Raw genomic sequence first — 18,383 nt, 5'->3', positions numbered from 1 at the left:
ATATACTTGATTTAAGAGGTGAAGACATTGTCAAATAAAAAGTATGGTTCTATTATGATTGACATAGTTGATTCTAGGAAATATAAAAATCGTAATGAAATCCAAGAATTTATGAAATGTATTATTGTGTACTTGAATAAAATATTTTATAAATCTTTAAAGAAACCATTAATGTTTAGTGCAGGGGATGAAATTCAAGGCTTGTTTTATGAACCATTGGCAGCGTATTTATGTGTTCGGTTTTGCATGATGATTTGTTATCCAGTAAAAATTAGGGCAGGAATTGGATATGGAGAATTAGCATTTGATAATGAAAATTGGAAATCATCCGAATTAGACGGTGAAGTATATCATAATGCTAGATATGCTATAGAAAGCTTTTCTGGTAAAAATAGTTTTGGAATTAGAATAAATACGAAAACAAAAAAGGATAAATATTTGAATGCAATGTTATACTCGTCACAGCTGCTTCAAAGACAACAATCGGTGAATGTACAAAATGTTAAATTAATTGCCGAATTATTATATCCAATTTTTGATGAAAACATTATGGTTTCGTACATTGAATTTAAAGACCAATTAAATTTTATATTAGAGATGAAAGCTAATATAGTACCTGTGCAGTCTTTGAGTTATGCAAGAATCGGAAGTTCTCCTAAGGGAGAATTGAAAAACAACATAGTTATTTCAAATGATATTGGTCAAGTATATTTTATGCCATTACGCAAACTTTTAGAGGATAGTAATATGTTAGTGGAAAATACATGGAAGAAGGGAATGTCTACAAAGATTTCAGATATATTAGGAACTACACGTCAAAATATTGATAAACATATTCGCTTAGGAAATATAAATGAAAATAGAAAAATTGATTTTTCTGTTGCTTGTTGGCTGATTGAGGAACTTGATAATGCATAATATGTTATTATTTATTATTTTCCATGTTGTTGGAGATTTTTATTTGCAAAGTGATGAAGTAGCAAAGAATAAAGAAAACTTAAACACTTTTATGCTGATACATTCAATTATTTATTCAATACCTTTTGTTTTACTTTTTATCTATTTTAAAATAAATGTATCCTTATTGATAATAATCACATTATCTCATCTGTTAATCGATGTTTGCTCTGTTAAACTGAAAAATAAATACAAAGAAAAAGAGTGCTTAATATTTTGCAGTGACCAGTTTATACATATATTCATTATTTATTTATGTTCGTCATATATGAATTTAACAATCATATTATCCAATATGGCTTTAATATCAATTTTAGCGATATTAATATTAGTGAAACCAACTGGCGTATTGATTTCATTGGCCTTTAAAGTTATCTTCAAAGAAGAGAAAAGTAATCATGAGTTAAAAATTGGTACGTATATAGCATATTTAGAGAGAATTATAATTTTTTTATTATGTATCTTTGATTCTATTTCTACCATAGGTTTTATTATTGCTGCAAAAACTTTAGTTAGATATAAGGATATCAATAATAATAAAAATCATTTTCAAGAAAAGTACTTAATAGGAACATTATTAAGTACAATTGGAGCTTTATGCTGCTTTGCACTCATTAAGTTTTTAAGCACTTAAAAAGGAAGACACACATCAATATATTCTTTTTCTGTACATATTTTTATGTAACCTTCATGTACTTCATCACTGTATGCGTTATAGAATAAAATATCCAGATTTAAATGGCTAATAAATTTGCAGTAACGCTGATTCACTTGCAAAACAGTAATTGATGGAACTTTATGTACAGTGTCTCATTTCTATCGTTTCCTCGTTGGTTTACTCGTAATCCGATACAATTACATACAGGTACACTACACCTCACAGATAGGCACATATAAAAGACTAAATTTTCCGTGAAAACGATAAATTCAATGGTATATACTTTTTAAAACTTGCGAAAGTACGATAAATAAAGGTTTTTTGGAGGTTTCAATGATTTACTAAAGTCATACCATATATGAAGAATAAGTAGGATTTTATAAAATATAGCATTAGAAGGAGTGCTTTGCTTTTTTTGTCTAAGCTTAAAATGTCTAGCCTCAGGGAGGCTAGACTCAGATTATTCAGGTATCTGTACGATTGCTAAAAGTAATTTAAATCCACTAGCCTCAGGGAGGCTAGACCAAATATGATGGATACAATTACGCATATCTATATATTTAAATCCACTAGCCTCAGGGAGGCTAGACAGAAAAATTGTAAAAAAAGCAATCGCTGACATTGAAATTTAAATCCACTAGCCTCAGGGAGGCTAGACAGTGAAAATTATTGCATTTTAAGACGTTTGTAACAAAATCATTTCTTTTCATAACTATTGAATGTTATGAAAATGAAAAAGCTGTTACAAAATGCGATAAAACGCAATTTTAAGGCGCGAACCTCCCAAGGGTTTCATGTGAGCTTACGGTTCGCGCAAAATAATTCATATAAACAATACATCTTCTTCAACATTGAAGCTAGGCTTAACTCCTATATGTTCTACTTTATTTTTGTAATTGTTACCTAAATAGTAAAATCTTAAACTATCATGTTCTTTATCAATTAATCCAGTAAGCTTGTGTTTAACCTCTCTGCATTTCGCTTGATCCATAACACATTCAAAAACTGAATTTTGAACCCTTTGACCATAATTCACACATACTTTAGCAACGTTCCTTAATCTTTTTTTACCTGCGCTGTTTTGGGTGTTGACATCATAAGTTATTATAACAAGCATTTCTCATCACTTCCATAAAAACGGTGGATATTCAGGTAAATCACCACGAATTGTTCTAGCAAGTAATAGCGCCTGAACGTAAGGAACCAAACCCCACTCTATCTTTTGATCAAGGAATGGATGCTTTATCGTTTCCTGTTTTTTCTTTTGCCATGAAGACAGAACCGCTTTTCTAGTCGTATCATCCATATAAACAGCACCACTATCGGTTTTTGTAAATCCATCAGCAGTTACTATATTCATATTTATAAGTGATAAAACAAAACGATCAGCCAGGATTGAGCGTAATTCTTCCATTAAATCTAATGCTAAAGAGGTGCGTCCAGGAAGATCAGTATGTAAAAATCCAACATAAGGATCTAAGCCAACAGATTCAAGCGCTGATGTGACATCCTTTGCTAAAAGTGTATAGGTAAAGGAAAGAAGAGCATTAACATTATCTAGCGGAGGTCGTTTATTTCTACCATGAAAATAGAAATCATTTTTCTGTTGGAGAACTAAATCATCAAATACATGGAAGTAACAATTTGCTGCATTGCCTTCGATTCCTCTTAAAGAGTCTGCAGAATCCGCTTTTCTAGCTTCATTTGCAGATAATCTGATTGCTTCAGCTGCTGTTTCGATTTTTTCAACATCTATTCTCATACCATAATCTCGTTTGGCACGAAGTAATATATTTCTGGAATTGATTAGCTTTGCTGTTATCATGTTTTTTGCATATGCAAGACGTTTATCGCTTGATTCAGATATTCTGAATTGTTCTTTCCGCAACAGGACATTTCCACGTTCCTCTCCAACAACTCTAGCAAGAAATCTTCCATGCATCGTCATAAATGTTAACGATATTCCCATATCTGCACATTTACCCATAAGAGCAGGACTTACGCCTGTAAAACCAAATCCAACAATCCCTTCAATGTTATGTAAGGGAAACCTCGACACAGATTTATCTTCTTTTGCGGCGATAATGTTTTCACCATCCAATGATAAATAAGTCCTAGGTGTTGTTATATACAATGTGTTCAAAAGTTTTTTCATATACCTTTATCTCCTAAATATTTATCAAAGTATTTATCAACAGAAGGATTTTGATTCAGTTTAGGAAGACAGATATCTTTTAAAGAACATGCATTGCATTTTTTAGATATTTTTACTTTAGGAGTATATTGCTTTAAATACAGTTTATGCATTTCTTCACAAAATGCTTTGACTGTACTGCGCATGTCAGAAGAAAATAACACTTCAGTTCTTCGTCTTGTTTCTCCATAAAATAGATAGCCCTTTTCAATCTTACACAAAAGCATTTCTTCTAAACACATTGCCTGTGCACATAACTGTAAGTCATCAGCTTGATATTGTTTAGGCTCTCCTCTTTTATATTCAATAGGAACAGGGAGATAGCGCTTAGAATCTTTTGAAATAGAAATGCCTTCTTCTGATGGATGAAATTCTACAATATCACAATTACCACTAATACCCATAGTCCTTGAAAATACAGAGAGTCCTCTACGAATGAGTATTCCATTTCTTGTTTCAGAGAATGCACCATTATGTGCATTCTCATGAAAAATCTGACCATCTATCGTACGGTAATTCTCTGCCCACTGTTGTTCAATATGTATGAGTGCCCATTGACGGCGGCAAAACGCAAAATGTTGTATACCTGAAAGCATTAAAAATTCGTCTTCACTATATTCCGTCATAAATTTCTGGTTCTAGATCTTCTAATGGAGATAACGTGATTGTGAAATCTTCAAAGCAATTTGGCGTATCCACATCATTTTTTACCTCAACCTTTAAAGAATTGTGTACTTTAGCTGAACTGTATTGTCCTGCTAAACAATTATGCTTCCACCAATATACCTTACAAACTTCCATGCTTCCTTCCGGTCTTGCACTGGAGGCATCGTTCATGAACAGGGAACATAAAGCTTCTTTGATTTTCTCAGCATCCTCTTCACTGAAGCCTGTTTTTTCTGCCAGCTGGTGATTGATACTTCCTTTACATACATATAAACCAAAATCAACACGGTGCTTCATTCCCATAGTGTCAGAGGAACGCTTTTCGGATGGCTCACTATTTACACTCTTTGTTATCTGCATATCGGTTGTTACAACTGGATTGATACTTTCTGCAGTTCTTATAGAAACAGGACCTCTTACACCTACAGAAACATTATTCGCTTTAAATGCGAAGACCTGCCCAAATGCTCTGACATCAGTCCATTGTTTACAGGCAGCTGAAGCATAAGCTTCACGATCCTTTAAAACCGCTTTTAATTCCTTATTATTGGAAGCACGTTCACTTAAGCTCTTGAATCCATCATTGCTTCTTTCATCAGATTGGACGAAGATATTTTCTCCCATATCCTGCAGACGGTTTCTAATTTTCCGTTTAATGCATACGTCAGATACTTCTCCAAATCCCTTAAAATCAATTCTAGGTTGATTGCCAGAAAGTGGATCACCATTCGGGTTAGCTTTGTTAACTGTGAAAATAACTGCGAAATCTACTTTGTTTGTGAATGCTGTCATAATTTAGACTCCTCCTTTTGTTTATTTTTTTCTTTTCTTTCAGTATTGATTCGTTTGATTTCATTTCTCTGACAATCAAAACCAATGACAAAATATGCATTTAAGTTTTGGATGTGTTCTACAGCTTCTATATCCATTTCTGTATATAACTCTTCCATTAAGTCCTGTTTCATTGAAAGAAGATAATCACATTTTCTCCCTAGTTTCTCAACATAAGGTCTGATTTTCTTATCTAGCGTAGTAAGCGTTACAAACGGATGCTCTTGAAATGGTGCGTATAAACGCATTGCATTTGTTGGACGATCTTCCTTTTGAATGTTTAAAGCATATTGTTCAATTGCATCATATATTGCAAGAATTCTTCCTAATAAATAGGGGATATTTGATTTAGCTAATTTTTTGTTTTCCATAATATTCACACTCCAATTCACTCCTTCTCTATCGTAACAGTATTTTTTGAATACTGCACACAGTATACCGATACATTTATTCCAGTTATACTTCGTATTCGTTGACATGGTCTTTATCTGATTGTTAAGTCGAATGATAAAATCATCCGGAATAGGTTTCCCTTCAGAAATACATGGCAGTAGGCGTCCCATTTGCAGCGTCATCAACTGATCATCCACTTCAAAGAATGCACCACGCAGTGTACCATATGCACAAGAAATGATTTCTCTGGGAATTGGAGTCATTACATCGCTCATATGATCAGCTTTTGAGTATTGAGGCCAGCTACAATATGTGAACCAGTTCTGTAGATGTTTGTAGTATGTAGAAGCATCTATCTCCTGATAATAGGTTATTGAAAATCTACCAATCGTAGCAGCGTCCATTGCCATGATGACGATGTTATCATTATGATCGCTGATATTCTGCCTATAACCGTCAATTGCTTTGTTTACACGTTGTGCGTAATCTTCTTCTGTATCTACTTTGTCCGGTAAAGCAGGAAATAAGCTTTCGTCTAATGCGAATGCCGTCATAATGTTATCACAGTGTGCATTCCATACCAAAATCGTTTGTCCATTTTGCTTATATGCCTGTTTTTGTATCAACCATCGCAAAGCATTATGAATTTTCTGAGATGTTTCATATCCAACGGAAATCGCTTCTTTTTTAGAAACGAACCTGCCGCGATATGTAAAACCGTTTGCATCATTAGTAGAAATTAACTTAGCTTTATCTTTTCCTTGACGAAGTTTAGCAGGATGTTTTTCTGTGCAATACATCATTTTACCAGTTATATAGCAGAGATCCTCGTCGGTATGTTGACTGGTATAGAAATTGTGGTAGGCATCGAATAACATTTTGTCACACCATGGTTCAACAATTCGTTTTTGTATACCTCTGATTTTAAAGCGGACAAAAGCTTCTGTTTGAACAACTGTTTTCTGGATTTTATATTTCTTATCCAATTGTTCTCCATTCAATTTTAAGATATCGCAGGAGATCAAGTCAGAGATGAGTGTACCTTGTTCAAGATATTGATAGATTGGTATAATGCTAGAGTGGGTGTAAGAAGAATCTATCCATTGTTTTAGAAGACTTTGGTGTGCAAGAACATGCGGATCGTTTCGTTTTCCAGTATATTCTGCATAATCTTTTGAGATATAAATTAGCTTATCGTGTAAAGGATGAGGCGTAATACCGCTTGATCTACTCGCTGAATCCTCAGTCACAGGAATGACAGTGACGGCATCATCATTAGGGATTTCTATTGCATGGATAAATTTTCCGTTTTCATCCAAAACAACTTCAATCTGTGCTTTTGTAGTTAGGTGGCTAAGCGGTAATAACATCCCTGTTTCACTTTCCTTGCCCACTTCACTCTGACATATATCATAGGTTTCTAGTAATTTACTCGCCCAACTCATGCAATTCACCTCCTTCCTCATGTTCAACACTCTTAAAATTGATATCTTTTTCAAATCTCTTGATATCGCCGGTTCCTACAATACGCCTGATTGCACATTGTTCAGGTCGGATGAATGTAATAATACCTTTTTTCATGACTGGTGTCCAAAAAGTCGCAATCAGCTTGCCTTTTTCTTCTTCACAAACCCATTCGTCTGGGTAGATAAATCCATGAACCATAGTACTGAAAGGCACTATGGTATGGTCATCATAAAAACCTTTTCCTTCACCAAATTCACATGGTTCTACATACGCCTGACATTCACGCGTACCAAGAAATATATCCCTTCGTCCACCACGATTTACCATGCGCTTTGCGATTAACCAATGTTTATTCTCATTACGATCTTGTTCTAATTCTTCATGGTGTAGATTCCATTCAAAGTGTGCTTTTACCTGATATTCAACATCTGTTAAATAGGTGTAGTAGGAGAGAGTATTACCTCCGTGGTAATTGATTGGTCGAATACCTTTTGTTGTGAATTGAATCTCATTCATAATGCGAACTTCATCAATAAACCAGCTGAATGTCGGCTTAAAGTAAATGCTTTTAACCACTCCCTTTAAGGCTTCATATGTTGGGATTTGATAAGAAACCTTTTCTCCTGATACACGGTTAAGCGGGTCGGAAAAAAGAGCATATTTACTTTTTACGCAGAATGTGATTTCGTTTTTCTTTTCCATTTTTTTCACCTTCTTTCTAATAAATTTATTTTATATACAATATGATGTATGAAATAACATCATATTGTATTTAAAATCTAAAGCAGTTTAAAAAGTACGTAGATGAGAGCAACAACTAAACAATAAATGATTCTAAAGGTTATATTCATAAAACCTTTATGTAGTAGCACATAGCCATCATCTTCATCTCTTCTTTTACAAGAGTTCTTCATGATTTACGATTCACACCTCCTAATTTGTAATAAAAATCTTGATTGAACACAGGATATAGAAAGCCCTTACATGCTTCCTATGGCATTATTATAACAAATAATTATACTAATAAGAAGATGAAAATATATGTAAGAAAATATGAAATGATTCGTAATTTTTTGATATGTTGTTATGTTTTTATTTTCTTTGACTTATTAAATTATTGACCATATAATAAGTATGTCAGTTATAAACTGTGGATTTAAATTTATTTGTGTATTTATGATTTATGTTTTAGGAAAGGCTAAATGCCTTTTTCTATTTACACAAACATATCCTCTAACTCCTTCCTAACCTCCAACCCTGTATCCTTCTTATAAAACCCATCCCTCAAAACCAGCATGCCGTTAAACTCAAGCTGATAAATCATATCTTCCTTCTCCAGCTCCTTATACTTGTGTTCATAAACATTCACCATAAAGCGCTGTGTCTTATCAAGCAGTCCATACTTTTCTGCATTGCTAATGGAACTATTCAGCTGATTAATCAATTTCTCGCCATCTTTGTACGGAACCAAAACACCAATACTCTGAGAATCAATCATTTCAAATTTTTCTCCCGCACTCTTTAATGCGTGCCCCAGACAAGGATGAGCAAGATCATCAGATTCCTTTTTACTCCCTATTCGCGAAAATAGATCAAATAAGGAAACTTTACGATTCTCAATCTTTGTTGAATATTCCGTATCCTGTCTGCGATCAAACAAATAGGAATCATAATACTGACGTATGAAGGGGAGTGTTAAAAGCTCATCCACACGGTTTCCCTCTTTGGAAGCATGTAGTTGTGATAATAAAATATCTGTTTCATTCTGTCCTTTTCTTACATCCTTAAGTTTTTCGATATGTTCTTCATTGGAATTGATGAGATAGACAGTCCCTAACTCTGAATTTTTACCATTTCTATTGCATCTGCCAGCAGCCTGAAGAATACTATCAAGTCCGCATAGGGAACGTATGACAACATCACAATCTATATCGACTCCTGCTTCGATCAGATTAGTCGCTATACACAACACAGTATCTTTTTGTTCCATATGCTCTTTTAAATCCTCCAATGTAAGATGGCGATGCTCCGGACACATGCTAGTAGATAAATGATATAGATGAAGTCCGTCTATTTCATGATGCTGCTCACAAGCTCGATATAAATTTAGTGCCTCTGCTTTTGTATTGACAATCACCAGCATGCTGCAGCCGGGCTGCAGCTTTTGAAATATAAAATCTGATAAATCAGCAATTGAATAGCCGCCCCTGCGACAGGCATCTTCTATATGGACACGCTTAAATTGTTCCTGCATTTCCTTTGTCTGTTTTACAATTTCAGATTCTGAAGCCAACTTGATAGGATAGGTGGTAGTTTCCAATAATGGCTGTGTTGCCGTACATAATACCACCGTAGTATTACAATTATAAGCAAGAAAGTTCATCATTTCATTAAACATCGATATTGTTTGAACTGGTATTTTCTGAGCTTCATCTATAATGAGTACAGAGTCGGCTAACTGATGAAACCTGCGTACATCCGTTGTTCGATCTTTAAACATCACATCGAACAGACGAACTGCTGTCGTCAAAATTACGGGCTTATTCCAGGAGGAACTGTAGTAATCATAATCTGTATATTGAGATGGGATAATATTGGAATGATGCTCCAAAACAAGATCTTCATTGAAAAATTGCTTCATCACTTCCGCATTTTGTTCCAATATGGTCTTAAAGGGTGCAACATAAATGATATGCTTCTTATGGTATTTTTTCGCATGATGTAGAGCATAACGAAGTGATGCGAGCGTTTTACCTGAGCCAGTTGGACAGGACAGACGATAAATACCAGGAGAATGGCTGCTAAATGCTTTACACTGATCAGAGATACTGGCACGCAATTCATTGATTGGATTGAAAGAGGAATTTGCAGTTATCTCAGCTAAATGACTCTCAAGCTTATCTGTTGCTGCTTGCCATATAGTATCTTCTGTATAAACGATTGTTTGTGTGTGTTCCATGAAATTGCGAGTATCTTCACGATCTCCATGAATTAGTAAAGACATGAGAAGTCGTTGTAAAGCTCCAATATAAAAATAATAGTCCTTCGCATCTTGAGCCGTTTTTTGCTTCATGAAATTTGCAAGATAGACCGAAAGTTCCTTATGCGCTGCACGGAAAAGATTTTCCAATTCCTCTGTGGAAATAAAGTCATTCATAAAGGCGGTAATGTGTTCCATATCCAATGCTTTTTTCGGATAACACCGGCTGCGCAAGGCATTATCACCATGCACATTTATGAAATCACATAACCCATGATGAGAAACAATTGCATTTGCTAACATGAGTTTTACCAGACACTCACTCATATCACTGTAAGATCTGCACACCTCAAGCAGAATCTGCGCGCCGGCTGATGAATGATTAACCTTGGGAAGAAATATATTTTCCATTGCTGCTTTTGTTATGTACTTCTGAAATTCCCTGGAAGCCTTGCCGCAATCATGCAAAAAAGCAGTCAGCTTCATGCAATTTGTCAGACCTCTTGCAGCTGCATATTCTTTAATCGCTGTAAAGGTATGTTCGCTGTGCTCCTGTAATGACTGCATTTCCTGATTGCTATTTATATGTGCCAATATGTTCATGCTCCCACCCCTGTCTATTCCATAATAGCGCTTACATGAAGGCGTGTCAATATCAATGTTTCATTGAATAAATTGATAACTAAGGTATAATGTAAGAGAATGGTAAAATAGCCTGTACTTATGGAGGTAATTAAATATGTTAATATACGAAGGGACAAAATATGATTTCAAAATGGATATGGACCTTGATAAAATACCTCATCTTTTAGAGGAAAAGCTTTATGAGCGTATGCACATCCATACGAGTAAAAAAGAAGTAACCTCGTGGAAAAATTCACTTCAATATATGTACAAGGTATTGAATGACCCTACTATACCGGATACCTGCGGAGTAGCTATTGAATATAATATTCCAAAAACAAACAAGCGTGTGGATTTTATTATGTCCGGATATAATCATGATGGGAAGGCAAGTGCTATTATCATCGAGCTAAAGCAATGGGAGCGTGTGGAAACGGTATTCAACCGCGAGGATTTGATAAATACCGAGGTAATGACAGCGCTGGGAAAAGGAGTGCATCGTGTTGTACATCCCTGTTATCAGGCCTGGTCCTATGTACAGCATATGAATGATTATATCGAAGAAGTAGGGAAAAAAGACATACAGCTGTACCCTTGTGCATATCTGCATAACTATGATTTAAAGAAAGAGCAAAATATCATAAATCCAATTTACAATACATGTATTGAGAAATCACCATTATTCACACAGGGAGAAATTCCTAGACTGCGGGAATTTATCAAAAAGCATTTAAAACAAGGGGATCGTAAGGAGGTGCTGTTTCTAATAGAGAATGGCAGAATTCGACCCTCCAAGAGCCTTCAGGACTGCATTTCTTCTATGCTGGATGGTAATCAGGTATTTACGATGCTAGATACACAGAAAGTGGTCTATGAAGAAATCCTTTATATGGCTAAATTGTGTCAAAAGGATAAAAGGAAACGGGTAATGATTGCAAAAGGCGGCTCAGGAACAGGGAAGTCCGTGATTGCTGTAAATGCGATGGTGAATCTGCTGAAGGAAGACATGTTTGGACAATATATAACAAAGAATGCGGCTCCACGCAACGTGTATATAGATAGACTTGCTGGTAAAATGAAGAAAAACAAAATCAAATCACTGTTCGCTGCACCGGATAAATTTTATCAGCAGCAACCAAATGATTATGATTTTTTGATTGTGGATGAAGCGCATAGATTACGAGAAAAATCAGGTATGTTTCAAAAAGGTGAAAACCAGATACAGGAGCTGATAAGTTCATCACTCTTTACCGTTTTCTTTATCGATCCCTATCAGCGTGTTCATTTTCGTGATTTTGGAAGTATCTCCGAGTTTCAGAAACAGGCACAGCTACAAAATGCAGAGGTTATACAATATGAATTACATTCACAGTTTCGCTGTAACGGATCGGATGGATATCTTGCCTGGATAAGAAATATGCTGCAGCTGGAAGAAACAGCAAATTTCAATTTCAAGGATATCAGCTTTGATTTTCGTGTCATTGATGATCCAAATGAATTAAGAGCTATGATTTATGAAAAAAATGATGAATCAGGGAAAGCCAGAATATTGGCGGGATACTGCTGGGAGTGGGAAAAAGCCGGTAGAAGTGATCCGAATCACGATGACATTGTAATTGGTGATTTCAAAATGAGCTGGAATCTGGATGCTGGTGATCCATATGCAATAAGTCAGGGATCTGTTCATCAAGTAGGGTGCATTCATACTACACAGGGGCTTGAATTTGATTATGTAGGAGTTATTATTGGTGAAGATCTTCGCTATGAAAACAATGAGCTTGTGACTGACTACAGGCAAAGAGCGAAAACGGATTCTTCTGTAAAGGGGCTGAAAAAGCTGTATCGTGAGAATCCGGAGAAGGCAAAACATATTGAACGACAGATTATACTGAATACGTATTACACGTTGATGACAAGAGGGATGAAGGGGTGCTATATCTATTGCTGTGATTCAGAACTGCAAAAGTACATCAAAATGTCAATAGCAGATGCATAGTCAAAAAGGGTGAAGCAATTTCAGGCATCACCCTTTCTCATTCTTGATACTGTTTACTAACGGTCTTATCCTTTCTTCATTTTTGCTACAGTATCCTTTAAGCTATACCTGCAATGGCCCTCTCTTCCGACTACCGTTTCCGCAGCGTCCAGAGAGCTTTGTATCGCTTCCTCACAGGCTTCGATGCCAGCACGGAAAACCTTGTCAATCTGCTGCTCATGAAGAATAGTTTGCGATATAAATGAGCAATCAGCGGAATGAGGAATTTTATTTGCTGTGGAAAAGGCAATCGCAATATCGCCACTGCCATTTCCCAGATGTGAACCAAGGCGGGCGAGTGCCACCGGCATACGTTTGCATACACGCTTCAGCTGTCTGTCGGACATTGGTATATCTGTTGCCAGGATTATTATAATACTGCCCTGCTCCACCTGTTCCTTCACAGAATCATGAAAGGATACGTTTTCCTTGATATAATCATTCTTTAATCCGAAATTAGATAAGACGAGAAGCCCCACCGTATATTCTTCTCCATTCAATTCCAGCACTCTTGACGCGGAACCGATACCTCCCTTCATTTCGAAGCAACTCATACCGCGACCTGCTCCCACAGCCCCAAGTGCAAAATCCTTCCCTGCATCCGCAATCGCCTCATATACATTTGACTCCTGAATGCTGCATGCCCGTATATCATTCAGATATCCGTCATTGCATTCCCCAACCACTACATTCACAGTGCCGCTCGTCGTACCGATTTCCGGATGATCCTGCAGCATATAGCGCACCAATGCCTGCTGAACAGTCCCCACACACAGCGTATTTGTCAATGCGATCGGACTTTCCAGTACACCAAGCTCCTCCAGCTGTATCAATCCGCCGGTCTTTCCAAAGCCATTGATCACATGGCATGAAGCTGTCAGCTTCTCACGAAAAATATCACCCTCTGTCGGCAGGATTACCGTAACACCGGTCTGTACGTTATCCGCCGCTATTGTTTTATGTCCGACACGGACGCCTTTAACATCCGTTATCTTATTTCTATAACCCTTTTTCATATACTCACCTCGCATTATAAGGATATCACATGCAGCATACTGTTTAACATTTATTTATGAAAAAGAATGAAACACACCGTCTTCTTATTTTTTCACCCCTCTATATCTATAGGCGAAGGGTAGAAAATATGCTATGATATAACAATACAGAAAGGGGAGATACCGATGCAGGAAAAGGGTATATTACAGGGAAATCTGACAAAGGCATTGCTGCGCATGGCTGTACCGCTGTTCGTGCTGAATCTGGTCAACTCCCTCTACAATATCATTGATACCTTCTGGGTCGGACAGCTTGGTGAGCTTCAGGTTGGCGCCGTTTCGCTTGTCGGTCCTATTATGTGGTGTGCACAAAGTGTTGCCATGGGGCTTAGTGCGGCTGCGATTGCTTTACTATCCACACGGCTTGGGGCCAATCAAAAGGGGGATGCCTGTCGTTTCGCTACTGCTCTTCTATACTTTGCGATAGGCTTTGCCATTGTACTGAGCATAGGAACACTGCTTCTGCTGCATCCGATTCTAAGCTGGCTGGATACCCCGAAGGAAATTTATGATGCCAGTTATCAATATCTGCTCGGAATTTCCTTTGACTATATCGGCCTTCTTATGCTGAACCTCTATATGGCAATGCGACAGAGTGCGGGGGACAGCCGATCCGGTGTAAAGCTGAATATGTGCGCTTCCCTGCTGAATGCTATTATGGATCCGATATTCATTTTTGTTTTTCACTTCGGTATCCTTGGTGCTGCGATTGCCACGGTTGTATCCAAGCTGGTTATGGTACCGATTGCATGGCGGCGTCTGCATGATAAAGCCTTTCCTGTACATATCGATTTTCGGGCATATCCGTTTCATGCAGCGGATGGAAAAATCATACTGAAGCTTTGTATACCTGCCGCAAGCGGTCAGTTTCTTGAAAATCTGGGCTTTGTCATCATGAACAAATATATCGTCTACTATGGTGCTGTTGCCATATCGGCATACGGTGTCGGCGCAAAAATGGTGACGCTTGCCTATATTCCCGTCATGTCGATCGGAGCTGTACTGGCAACCTTTGTCGGTCAGAATCTGGGAGCCGGCAATACAGAGCGTGCACGAAAGGCATTTCATACAGCGATGAAGCTGTCAACACTTTTCTCATCTACTCTGACCATTATCGGAATGCTCGTAATCACACCGTTTATACACTTGTTTGTACCAAACGCATCTACGCAGCTTATGGAGCTAACACAGGAATATGCATTTTTTGCCTTGCTGTGCGGTGTTTTCATGGGATGGTATATCAACCTGAATGATGGCGTGTTCAATGGCTCCGGTCATACGAATTATACCTTTATCTTATCCATGATGCGTCTTTGGGCATTCCGCATTCCGATGATTCTGCTGTTTCATCGCTTTACGAGCCTTGGCATTACAGGAATATGGCTGGCAATGCTGCTCAGCAATATCTTTGAATGTATACTGGCACAAGCCATTTATCTCAGACATCGCTGGGAGCACTCCGCGATTCTTACAGAAACAGAAAAGATACAGCCTTCAGAAGAAACTGTAAAAGAAATATAAAGGGCACCCATGCAACAGCAGGGTGCCTGATCTATATTACACAGCGCGATACTGCTGTGGGAAGTTATCGGATAAAGTTTTCCTCACGGTATCCCAGAAACAGGATACATGCGATAGCTTCTGCAATTTCTATGAATTTATTCATGGTAGCGTCCCTCCTGTCTTACACCTATAGTATACCGGAAGAACTTTGCTTCGTCGTGTGAATTTACTTACACTTTGCTTACAATCCTGTTAGCTGATTGACAGGCTAATCGTTTATTTCGTTCTGTATAACGTCGCATACAGACAACATCATATTCTGATTTTATTGTTAAGCAAATACCAATAATCATACTGTTCCTTACATCTTATATAAAATCCTGTGCATTTCATTCAGAATCAGAAAGCAACATGAGTATCCGCAGCCATTCTCCTTTTACATAGCTGCCGTGGTTGTTGCTTCATTTGATTAAGGCTGAAAACAGGTAAGCAAAAAAAAGCGCCTCTTGGCGCCTATTGCAATGAAAAAGGAAAGATGTCAAATCAGATGTTCAGGCATGATATCCAAAGAATGCCAAACAGAGTGCAGTGCCAATCCAGCTCAACAGCTTTTTCATCTCCATCTCCTCCTTCTTTCTATCTGCATTATATCGTATGCACACTGGTTTGTCGTGTGTTTCTGCTTACAGCAAGATTACAGTTTTGTAATATTTCCTGCAGACTGTCTTTGCGTTTCCATACGTTATCCCGTATAATAGGTAGGAAAGCTGAAACATATAGGTGATAAACATGAAATTTGAAGATTATAAGCTGGATGCCTCCATCTGTGAGGCTCTGCATACACTGGGCTATCAAAGTCCGCTGCCGGTACAGGAGGCTGTCATACCGCTCATGCTGGAAAAGAAGGATATTCTGGTGAAATCCAGAACTGGAAGTGGAAAGACCGCATCCTTTGCGATACCTATCATACAGGACCTGATCTGGGAGGAACGCTCACCTCAGGCTTTGGTACTGAGTCCGACCAGAGAGCTTGCCCTGCAGATCAAGGGAGAATTTGATAACATCGGTGCCTATAAGCGCATTAAGACGGCTGCCGTATTCGGGAAGCAGCCTTTCCGTTTTCAGGCACAGGATGTAAAGCAGCGGACCCATGTTGTCGCAGGAACACCGGGAAGAGTGCTTGACCATCTGGAGCAGGGAACCCTTCGAACAGAAAAAATCCGCTATATCATTATCGATGAAGCGGATGAAATGCTGAATATGGGGTTTATCGAAACTGTCCAGAAGATATTCTTTCGTCTTCCAAAAAACGCGTCTGTCTGCATGTTCTCCGCAACACTGCCACAGGAAATACAGGAGCTTGCACATGACTTTCTGAAGCAGGCGGAAGTTGTGGAAATCGAGTCGCAGACCTCCGTCAGTGAGCAGATGCATCATTATGCATACCGTTTGAAGGAACACGAAAAGCCGCAGGCACTGCTGAAGCTGTTATGCAGGGAGCTTCCCGAATCCTGTATCATCTTCGCAAAGACACAGGAGCATGTTCGCGAAATATGCCGTATGCTGTATGATAAGGGCATCAGTGTCGATCAGCTGCACGGCGGTATGCTGCAGGAGGATCGACTGGAAAATATGAAGGACTTTCGTTTAGGGAAGCTTCGTATTCTAACCGCTACGGATGTTGCCGCAAGAGGCATTGATATACAGGATGTTACGCATATTATCAATTACGATATGCCAAATAAAAAAGAGACCTACATACACCGTATCGGCCGTTCTGCAAGACTGGATCGAAGCGGTACCGCGATATCCTTTGTTTCACAATATGATGATTTCCGCCTTCAGGAGCTGGAAGAATATCTGGGGAATGCACTGGAGTTTCATGACAGCAGTGAGCTTGAAGCTGTTATTGCGGACGCTGAGACATTGAGAAAGCTGGGAATTCCGAAATCTCAAAAAGAGGAAAAAGGGAAGGAGCTGCGCAAGGATATGATGAAGCTGTATCTTGGCGGAGGGAAGACAAAGAAAATCCGCCCCGGGGATATCGTTGGTGCCATTTGCGAAATAGAAGGGGTCTGCGGGGATGATATCGGCGTCATCCAGGTACAGGATCATCAGTCCTATGTGGATATACTGCATGGTAAGGGCTTGCAGGTGCTGCGTGCGCTGCGTCAGAAAACCATCAAGGGCAAAAAGCTGAAGGTGGAGCGCGCAAAGGAGTAGTCATACAGCTGTCACAAATTGTAAAAAAATGTAAAAAGGTACTTCCGGATTCAAACCATACAGAGTATACTTATACTATAAGACACAGGAGGTATGATTATGCTTGATAAAAAAGTATCCGAATTGCTGAATGATCAGATTAACAAGGAGCTGTACTCCGCATATCTGTATCTTGATTTCTCTCTCTATTATCAGGAGCAGGGGCTGGATGGCTTTGCCAACTGGTACATGATTCAGACGCAGGAGGAACGCGATCATGCAATGCTGCTTCTGCAGTATTTGCAGAATAACGGGGAACACATCACACTGAAACAGGTGGATAAGCCGGATAAAGTATGCAGTGCCTTAAAGGATCCGCTGGAATTTGCGTTGGAGCATGAGCGCTATGTAACCAGCCTGATTCATACAATTTATGATGCTGCACATGAGGTGAAGGACTATCGCACGATGCAGTTTCTGGACTGGTTTGTAAAGGAACAGGGTGAGGAAGAAAAGAATGCAGAGGATATGGTGAAGAAATTCGAATTATTCGGCACAGATCCTAAGAGTTTGTACATGCTGGATAATGAAATGGCTGGCCGTGCATACAGCGCACCTTCTCTGGTATTATAAGAGAAACACACAGTTGTCTGTAAGAGATGATTCTTTTACAGACATTTTTGTATTCTTGCATGATGCCGCTCTGTCTACTGGTAATATGCCTGTTTTCTGTAATTATTCAGGCAAACTTTATTAAATTTGTATAAATTAAGCATAAGCTATTGACCGTTCCCCTGGGGACTGCTGTACAATAGCCT

Annotated in this window: 14 protein-coding genes; 6 read left to right on the top strand and 8 right to left on the bottom strand. The window is 38.2% G+C overall.

Annotated features, from left to right (window positions below; translation table 11 throughout):
• Window positions 1-27: 27 nt before the first annotated feature.
• A complete protein-coding gene (locus tag ACG3M1_RS21330; protein WP_008816397.1) occupies window positions 28-918 on the top strand; it encodes a SatD family protein in 891 nt (296 codons plus the stop codon).
• Window positions 911-1,591, top strand: coding sequence for a DUF3307 domain-containing protein (locus ACG3M1_RS21325; RefSeq protein ID WP_008816398.1), 681 nt, complete (start codon window positions 911-913; stop codon window positions 1,589-1,591). The genes ACG3M1_RS21330 and ACG3M1_RS21325 overlap by 8 nt, the downstream gene beginning before the upstream one ends.
• An 847-nt stretch (window positions 1,592-2,438) precedes the next feature.
• On the opposite strand, the gene cas2 is transcribed toward ACG3M1_RS21325, so the two are convergent.
• The 7 genes from cas2 to cas3 all read right to left on the bottom strand — a co-directional run bounded on the left by cas2 (window position 2,439) and on the right by cas3 (window position 10,713).
• Window positions 2,439-2,732, bottom strand: coding sequence for a CRISPR-associated endonuclease Cas2 (gene cas2 / locus ACG3M1_RS21320; protein WP_002606249.1), 294 nt, complete (start codon window positions 2,730-2,732; stop codon window positions 2,439-2,441).
• Window positions 2,733-2,738: 6 nt separating this feature from the next.
• The gene (cas1c, locus tag ACG3M1_RS21315; protein ID WP_008816399.1) at window positions 2,739-3,770 is read right to left on the bottom strand and encodes a type I-C CRISPR-associated endonuclease Cas1c; all 1,032 of its coding nucleotides are present in this window, start codon (window positions 3,768-3,770) and stop codon (window positions 2,739-2,741) included.
• Window positions 3,767-4,435 (bottom strand): CRISPR-associated protein Cas4, encoded by a 669-nt coding sequence (cas4, locus tag ACG3M1_RS21310; RefSeq protein ID WP_008816400.1) that lies wholly within the window; start codon window positions 4,433-4,435, stop codon window positions 3,767-3,769. The genes cas1c and cas4 overlap by 4 nt, the downstream gene beginning before the upstream one ends.
• Window positions 4,422-5,267, bottom strand: a complete 846-nt coding sequence (gene cas7c, locus ACG3M1_RS21305; protein WP_008816401.1) for a type I-C CRISPR-associated protein Cas7/Csd2 — start codon at window positions 5,265-5,267, stop codon at window positions 4,422-4,424. The genes cas4 and cas7c overlap by 14 nt, the downstream gene beginning before the upstream one ends.
• Complete coding sequence (gene cas8c / locus ACG3M1_RS21300; RefSeq protein ID WP_008816402.1) at window positions 5,264-7,144, bottom strand: type I-C CRISPR-associated protein Cas8c/Csd1; 1,881 nt, start codon at window positions 7,142-7,144, stop codon at window positions 5,264-5,266. Before cas8c ends, cas7c begins: the two co-directional genes overlap by 4 nt.
• The gene (gene cas5c / locus ACG3M1_RS21295) at window positions 7,128-7,868 is read right to left on the bottom strand and encodes a type I-C CRISPR-associated protein Cas5c (protein ID WP_395814572.1); all 741 of its coding nucleotides are present in this window, start codon (window positions 7,866-7,868) and stop codon (window positions 7,128-7,130) included. Before cas5c ends, cas8c begins: the two co-directional genes overlap by 17 nt.
• A 514-nt stretch (window positions 7,869-8,382) precedes the next feature.
• Window positions 8,383-10,713, bottom strand: coding sequence for a CRISPR-associated helicase Cas3' (gene cas3 / locus ACG3M1_RS21290; RefSeq protein ID WP_227761437.1), 2,331 nt, complete (start codon window positions 10,711-10,713; stop codon window positions 8,383-8,385).
• Window positions 10,714-10,885: 172 nt separating this feature from the next.
• On the opposite strand from cas3, the gene ACG3M1_RS21285 reads away from it, so the two are divergent.
• Complete coding sequence (locus ACG3M1_RS21285) at window positions 10,886-12,766, top strand: DNA/RNA helicase domain-containing protein (RefSeq protein WP_395814569.1); 1,881 nt, start codon at window positions 10,886-10,888, stop codon at window positions 12,764-12,766.
• A gap of 65 nt (window positions 12,767-12,831) precedes the next feature.
• Here ACG3M1_RS21285 and ACG3M1_RS21280 read toward each other — a convergent pair whose 3' ends face one another.
• Window positions 12,832-13,821 carry a P1 family peptidase gene (locus ACG3M1_RS21280; RefSeq protein ID WP_009269918.1) on the bottom strand — a complete coding sequence of 330 codons (990 nt, stop codon included), beginning with the start codon at window positions 13,819-13,821 and terminating at the stop codon, window positions 12,832-12,834.
• A gap of 165 nt (window positions 13,822-13,986) precedes the next feature.
• Between ACG3M1_RS21280 and ACG3M1_RS21275 the strand changes: the two genes are divergently transcribed.
• The 3 genes from ACG3M1_RS21275 (at window position 13,987) to ACG3M1_RS21265 (ending at window position 18,198) form a co-directional block, all read left to right on the top strand.
• On the top strand, window positions 13,987-15,381 hold the full coding sequence (locus ACG3M1_RS21275; RefSeq protein WP_009269917.1) for an MATE family efflux transporter: 1,395 nt from the start codon (window positions 13,987-13,989) through the stop codon (window positions 15,379-15,381).
• A 771-nt stretch (window positions 15,382-16,152) separates the two neighbouring features.
• Complete coding sequence (locus tag ACG3M1_RS21270; RefSeq protein ID WP_009588425.1) at window positions 16,153-17,586, top strand: DEAD/DEAH box helicase; 1,434 nt, start codon at window positions 16,153-16,155, stop codon at window positions 17,584-17,586.
• 99 nt (window positions 17,587-17,685) lie between these two features.
• The gene (locus tag ACG3M1_RS21265; RefSeq protein WP_008816410.1) at window positions 17,686-18,198 is read left to right on the top strand and encodes a ferritin; all 513 of its coding nucleotides are present in this window, start codon (window positions 17,686-17,688) and stop codon (window positions 18,196-18,198) included.
• The last annotated feature ends 185 nt before the right edge of the window (window positions 18,199-18,383 follow it).

The organism is Clostridium sp. 10cd* (genome assembly GCF_044336395.1).
Taxonomy (GTDB): domain Bacteria; phylum Bacillota_I; class Bacilli_A; order Erysipelotrichales; family Erysipelotrichaceae; genus Clostridium_AQ; species Clostridium_AQ innocuum.
The sequence above is the reverse complement of the archived record's forward strand: the minus strand, read 5'-3'. Positions and strand labels throughout refer to the sequence as shown.

Bases quoted from the DNA above. Each gene is read 5' to 3' on its own strand.
- ACG3M1_RS21265 (WP_008816410.1), top strand. From the start codon at position 17,686: ATGCTTGATAAAAAAGTATCCGAATTGCTGAATGATCAGATTAACAAG.
- ACG3M1_RS21270 (WP_009588425.1), top strand. From the start codon at position 16,153: ATGAAATTTGAAGATTATAAGCTGGATGCCTCCATCTGTGAGGCTCTG.
- ACG3M1_RS21325 (WP_008816398.1), top strand. From the start codon at position 911: ATGCATAATATGTTATTATTTATTATTTTCCATGTTGTTGGAGATTTT.
- ACG3M1_RS21285 (WP_395814569.1), top strand. From the start codon at position 10,886: ATGTTAATATACGAAGGGACAAAATATGATTTCAAAATGGATATGGAC.
- cas1c (WP_008816399.1), bottom strand. From the start codon at position 3,770: ATGAAAAAACTTTTGAACACATTGTATATAACAACACCTAGGACTTAT.
- cas8c (WP_008816402.1), bottom strand. From the start codon at position 7,144: ATGAGTTGGGCGAGTAAATTACTAGAAACCTATGATATATGTCAGAGT.
- cas3 (WP_227761437.1), bottom strand. From the start codon at position 10,713: ATGCAGTCATTACAGGAGCACAGCGAACATACCTTTACAGCGATTAAA.
- cas5c (WP_395814572.1), bottom strand. From the start codon at position 7,868: ATGGAAAAGAAAAACGAAATCACATTCTGCGTAAAAAGTAAATATGCT.
- cas7c (WP_008816401.1), bottom strand. From the start codon at position 5,267: ATGACAGCATTCACAAACAAAGTAGATTTCGCAGTTATTTTCACAGTT.
- cas4 (WP_008816400.1), bottom strand. From the start codon at position 4,435: ATGACGGAATATAGTGAAGACGAATTTTTAATGCTTTCAGGTATACAA.
- ACG3M1_RS21280 (WP_009269918.1), bottom strand. From the start codon at position 13,821: ATGAAAAAGGGTTATAGAAATAAGATAACGGATGTTAAAGGCGTCCGT.
- ACG3M1_RS21275 (WP_009269917.1), top strand. From the start codon at position 13,987: ATGCAGGAAAAGGGTATATTACAGGGAAATCTGACAAAGGCATTGCTG.
- cas2 (WP_002606249.1), bottom strand. From the start codon at position 2,732: ATGCTTGTTATAATAACTTATGATGTCAACACCCAAAACAGCGCAGGT.